This is a genomic window from Actinomadura violacea, from assembly GCF_017573465.1.
Lineage (GTDB): Bacteria > Actinomycetota > Actinomycetes > Streptosporangiales > Streptosporangiaceae > Spirillospora > Spirillospora violacea.
Genome location: NZ_JAGEPF010000050.1, coordinates 57135 through 63250, shown reverse-complemented (window position 1 = coordinate 63250; position 6116 = coordinate 57135). Strand labels below are relative to the sequence as shown.

2 protein-coding genes are annotated in these 6116 nt (G+C 72.2%); both read left to right on the top strand.

Features of this window, described 5'->3' with window-relative positions; all coding sequences use genetic code 11:
- The coding region (locus J4709_RS49935) for a hypothetical protein (protein WP_208252550.1) at window positions 1–1204 on the top strand (1204 nt) is incomplete at its 5' end.
- 344 nt (window positions 1205–1548) lie between these two features.
- Window positions 1549–6099, top strand: a complete 4551-nt coding sequence (gene gltB / locus J4709_RS49930; RefSeq protein ID WP_208252549.1) for a glutamate synthase large subunit — start codon at window positions 1549–1551, stop codon at window positions 6097–6099.
- Window positions 6100–6116 lie beyond the last annotated feature (17 nt).

Here is a 6116-nt window from a genome sequence, read left to right as displayed (position 1 = left end):
AACCTTACCCCTCTTCCCCACCAGGACGCTCTGCCGATCCGCCCGGGGCCGCACGGCCGGGCCGCGCCGGATGGGCTCGCCGCGCGACGGCGCCGCCCGGCAGGAACGTTCCGGAGGCCGCCGCCGCCCCGCCCAGGGGCACGCCGGCCCTCCCGAGCAGCCCTACGCCGAGCAGCCGCAGGAGCCGTACGAGGCGTACGAGCAGCAGCCCTACGAGGAGCAGCCCTACGAGGAGCAGCCCTACGACGGGCAGGGTTTCCCGGAGGACGCCGCCTACCAGGGCGAACCCGCGTACCAGGACGACCCTTACGGCGCTGAGACGCCCGCACAGGACGGCGCGCCGAGCGCCCCGTCCGGCCCTCGGAAGACGAGGAAGCCCAAAAAGAGCAGGACGGCCCGGAAGGGCGGGAGGCCCGGCGGCCCGAGGGCGCCGCGCGGCCGCGCCGCGTCCGCGAAGGGCGGGGCCCCCGGCGCGCGGCTGTACTTCGGTGCCGCCGCCGTGCTCGGGGTGCTGGTGCTGATCGGGCTGGTCGGGTTCGTCGCGCTGAGCGGCGGCGGGGACGGCGGCGGGGCGGCGGACGCGCCGCGCGGGCCGGTGGGCACGCCGGCGGGCAACGGCGACTCGCCCGAGTCCTACTCCAGCTCGCCGTCGTCGGCGGCGTACGCGGCCATCGCGTCCCGCAAGACCGACGCCAAGCCGCTGACGGCCGAGGAGGCGTTCCCGTCGTCGGCGGCGAAGCTGTCGGTCGACGGCACGAAGCTGCGGCTGACGCTGAAGGCCAAGAGGCTGGACGGCGACTGCACGGCCGCGGTGTGGGGCGGGTCGGTGGCCGCCGACCTGGCGCGCGGCGGCTGCACGCAGGCCGCGCGGACGATCTACTCCGACGGCAAGCACGGGTACGGGCTGGCCGTGGCGGTGTTCGACCTGGCGGCCTCGGCGGACGCCGACCGGTTCGTCGACCTGCTGGACCGCACGCTCGGCGGCGGGTTCGTGACGCCGCTGGCGGCGCCCGCGCCCCTGGACCGGTTCGGGCAGGGCTTCGGGATGGCGCGCGGCCTGGCGATGGGCCACTACGCGGTGGTGTCGTGGGCGCAGCGCCTGGACGGCAAGGGCGACGCGTCGGACGGGAACCTGCTGTCGCTGCTGATCGAGGGCGGCAAGGCGCCCGCGGTGCTGGGCCGCGCGGCCGCCGCGTCCCACTGAGCCGTGTCCCACTGAGCGGACGCCGGCGGGCCCCGCGGGCCGCGCCCCGGGAACACTCGGATACCGGCCGGTGTTTCAGCCGTGTTGCGTCTTTCACCGGATAAACATCATCGTCCGGTGATGATCCTCACCAGGTCAGGGCGTTATGCAACTTTCAGGAACCGGTAGCCTGGTCTAAACCACTCGGAGATGACGCACAGCCGGTCGCCTTGGAGAAGTTTCGCGATCTGGTCCAGTCGGGCATGATCCCGGCAGTGATGTAATGTCATCTCACCGCAGCAGGGCCAACGCCGTCCCGGACTGCACTGACACCAAGCAGTGACACGACGACGACGGGAGGGTTGATGGCTGCTGCTGCCCTCACACCGGGCCGCCCCGAATCCCAGGGGCTCTACGACCCGGCGAACGAGCACGATGCCTGCGGCGTCGGCATGGTGGCCGACCTGCACGGCCGCAAGAGCCACGACATCGTCCAGAACGCCCTGACCGTCCTGAAGAACCTGGACCACCGCGGGGCCGTGGGCGCGGAGCCGGACGACGGCGACGGCGTCGGCATCCTCGTCCAGATCCCGGACGCGTTCTTCCGCGACGAGACCGGGTTCGCGCTGCCCGAGGCCGGCGGCTACGCGGCAGGCCTCGCGTTCCTGCCGGCGGACGGCGACGAGCGCGCCGCGGCGGTCGCGCACATCGAGACGCTGTGCGCCGAGGAGCACCTGACGGTGCTCGGCTGGCGTGAGCTGCCGCACGACCCCGAGTTCACCGGGCCGGCCGCCCGCCGGGTCATGCCGCACTTCGCGCAGCTGTTCGTGGCGCCCGCCGCCGGCGGCCCGCACGCGGGCAAGACCGGCCTGGAGCTGGACCGCGCCGTGTTCTGCATGCGCGAGCGCGCCGAGCAGGACGTCCGGGTGTACTTCCCGAGCCTGTCCAGCCGGACGATCGTCTACAAGGGGATGCTGACGACCCCGCAGCTGGAGCCGTTCTTCCCCGACCTGTCGGACCGCCGCTTCACCAGCGCGATCGCGCTGGTGCACTCGCGGTTCTCGACGAACACCTTCCCGGCGTGGGAGCTGGCGCACCCGTACCGGTTCATCGCGCACAACGGCGAGATCAACACCGTCCGGGGCAACCGGAACTGGATGCGGGCCCGCGAGGCGCTGCTGAAGTCCGACCTGATCCCCGGCGACATCTCCCGGATCTTCCCGGTGATCGACATCGAGGCGTCCGACACCGCCTCGTTCGACGAGTGCCTGGAACTGCTGCACCTCGGCGGCCGGTCGCTGCCGCACGCGGTGCTGATGATGATCCCGGAGGCGTGGGAGAACCACGCGGAGATGGACGCCGAGCGCCGCGCGTTCTACGAGTTCCACTCCACCCTGATGGAGGCGTGGGACGGCCCCGCCAGCGTCAGCTTCACCGACGGCACCGTCGTCGGCGCGGTGCTGGACCGCAACGGGCTGCGCCCCGGCCGCTACTGGGTGACCGACGACGGCCTGGTGGTGCTGTCCAGCGAGGCCGGCGTGCTGGACATCCCGGCCGCCAAGGTGGTCCGCAAGGGCCGGCTGCAGCCCGGCAAGATCTTCCTGGTCGACACCGAGGCCGGGCGGATCGTCGAGGACGACGAGGTGAAGGCGGAGCTGGCCGCCGAGCACCCGTACGCGCAGTGGCTGCACGAGGGCCTGGTCCGGTTCGAGGAGCTGCCGCAGCGCGAGCGGGAGATCCCGACGCACGACACCCTCGTCAAGCGGCAGCAGACGTTCGGGTACACGCTCGAAGAGCAGCGGATCATCCTCGGGCCGATGGCCAGGAGCGGCGCGGAGCCGATCGGGTCGATGGGCACCGACACCCCGATCGCGGTGCTGTCGGAGCGCCCGCGGCTGCTGTTCGACTACTTCAAGCAGCTGTTCGCGCAGGTCACGAACCCGCCGCTGGACGCGATCCGCGAGGAGCTGGTGACCTCGCTGCAGTCCACGCTCGGCCCGGAGGGCAACCTCCTGGAGCCCGGCCCGGACTCGTGCCGGCGGCTGGTGCTGCCCAGCCCGATCCTGGACAACGACGAGCTGTCCAAGATCATCCACATCGACGACGAGGGGTCGCTGCCGCACCTGCAGGCCCACGTCGTGCACGGCCTGTACGACGTCGCCGGCGGCGGCGAGGCCCTGGAGACCCGCCTCGAGGAGATCAACTCCGAGGTGACCCGGGCCATCGGCGCCGGCGCGCGGATCATCGTGCTGTCGGACCGCGGCGCCGACTCGGCCCGCGCCGCGATCCCCGCGCTGCTGCTCACCGGCGCCGTCCACCACCACCTGATCCGGGAGAAGACCCGCACCCGGGTGGGCCTGGTGATCGAGACCGGCGAGGCCCGCGAGTGCCACCACATGGCGCTGCTCATCGGGTACGGCGCGTCCGCGATCAACCCGTACCTGGCGATCGAGACCGTCGAGGACATGGTCCGCGGCGGCGCGCTGCCGGGCGTCGAGCCCGACAAGGCCGTCCGGAACCTGGTGAAGGCGTACGGCAAGGGCGTCCTGAAGGTCATGTCCAAGATGGGCGTGTCCACGGTCGCGTCCTACACCGGCGCGCAGATCTTCGAGGCGATCGGGCTCGGCGAGCGCGTCGTGTCGCGCTGCTTCACCGGCACCACCTCCCGGCTCGGCGGCGTCGGCTTCGACGTGCTGGCCCGCGAGGTCGCCGAGCGGCACTCCCGCGCCTACCCGCCCGGCGGGAACGAGGCCGCGCACCGCACCCTGGAGGTCGGCGGCGAGTACCAGTGGCGCCGCGAGGGCGAGCCGCACCTGTTCAACCCGGACACGGTGTTCAAGCTGCAGCACGCCACCCGCACCCGCCGCTACGAGATCTTCAAGGAGTACACCTCCAAGGTCGACTCGCAGTCGCAGAAGCTGATGACCCTGCGCGGGCTGTTCAAGCTCAAGGAGGGCGCGCGGCCGCCGGTGCCGATCGACGAGGTCGAACCGGTATCGGAGATCGTCAAGCGGTTCTCCACCGGCGCGATGTCCTACGGCTCCATCTCCGCGGAGGCGCACGAGACCCTCGCGATCGCGATGAACCGGCTCGGCGGCAAGTCCAACACCGGCGAGGGCGGCGAGGACCCGGTCCGGTTCACCCCGGACGCCAACGGCGACCTGCGCCGCAGCGCGATCAAGCAGGTCGCGTCCGGCCGGTTCGGCGTGACGTCGGAGTACCTCACCAACGCCGACGACATCCAGATCAAGATGGCGCAGGGCGCCAAGCCCGGCGAGGGCGGGCAGCTGCCCGGCCACAAGGTGTACCCGTGGATCGCCAAGACCCGGCACTCCACGCCCGGCGTCGGCCTCATCTCGCCGCCGCCGCACCACGACATCTACTCGATCGAGGACCTCGCCCAGCTCATCCACGACCTGAAGAACGCCAACCCGGCGGCGCGCGTGCACGTCAAGCTCGTCGCCGAGGTCGGGGTCGGCACGGTCGCGGCCGGGGTGTCCAAGGCGCACGCCGACGTGGTGCTGATCTCCGGGCACGACGGCGGCACCGGCGCGTCCCCGCTGACCTCGCTGAAGCACGCCGGCGCCCCCTGGGAGCTCGGCCTCGCCGAGACCCAGCAGACGCTGCTGCTGAACGGGCTGCGCGACCGGATCGTCGTGCAGACCGACGGGCAGATGAAGACCGGCCGCGACGTCGTCGTCGCCGCGCTGCTCGGCGCCGAGGAGTACGGCTTCGCGACCGCGCCGCTGGTGGTGTCGGGCTGCATCATGATGCGGGTCTGCCACCTCGACACCTGCCCGGTCGGCGTCGCCACCCAGAACCCGGTGCTGCGCGAGCGGTTCTCCGGCAAGCCCGAGTTCGTGGTGAACTTCTTCGAGTTCATCGCCGAGGAGGTCCGCGAGTACCTCGCCGAGCTCGGGTTCCGGTCGCTGGAGGAGGCCATCGGGCACGTCGACATGATCGACACCCGGGAGGCCGTCGAGCACTGGAAGGCGTCCGGGCTGGACCTCGCGCCGGTGCTGCACGCCCCCGAGACCCCGTACGGCGACGCGCCCCGCCGCGTCGCCGCGCAGGACCACGGGCTGGAGAAGGCGCTCGACAACACCCTCATCCAGCTCGCCGAGGGCGCCGTCGCGTTCGGCGACAAGGTCACCCTCGACCTGCCGATCCGCAACGTCAACCGGACGGTCGGCACCATGCTCGGCCACGAGGTGACCAAGAAGTGGGGCGGCGCGGGCCTGCCCGACGACACCATCGACGTCACCTTCACCGGCTCCGCCGGCAACTCGTTCGGCGCGTTCGTCCCGCGCGGCATCACGCTGCGGCTGGTCGGCGACGCCAACGACTACGTCGGCAAGGGCCTGTCCGGCGGCCGGCTGACGCTGCGCCCCCCGGCGGACGCCGCGTTCGCCGCCGAGGAGCAGATCATCGGCGGCAACGTGATCCTGTACGGCGCCACCTCGGGCGAGCTGTTCGCCCGCGGCGTCGTGGGGGAGCGGTTCTGCGTCCGCAACTCCGGCGCCACCGCCGTCGTCGAGGGCGTCGGCGACCACGCCTGCGAGTACATGACCGGCGGCCGCGCCGTCATCCTCGGCCGGACGGGCCGCAACATCGCGGCCGGAATGTCGGGCGGCATCGCCTACGTTCTGGACCTGGTGGCCGACCGCGTCAACCGCGAGATGGTCGACCTGGAGCCGCTGGACGAGGGCGACGAGGCGTTCGTCAAGGGCCTGGTCGAACGGCACCTCGCCGAGACCGGGTCGCAGGTCGCCGAGCGGCTGCTCGCCGGCTGGGACCCGGCCCGCTTCACCAAGATCATGCCGCGCGACTACCGGCGCGTCCTGGAGGCGATGGCCGAGGCGCAGGCGCAGGGACGCGACGTCGACGAGGCCGTCATGGCCGCGGCCCAGGGCTGAGAGAGGGGGATTCCCAC

Coding starts and splice junctions, on each gene's coding strand:
- gltB (WP_208252549.1), top strand. CDS start 1,549: ATGGCTGCTGCTGCCCTCACACCGGGCCGCCCCGAATCCCAGGGGCTC.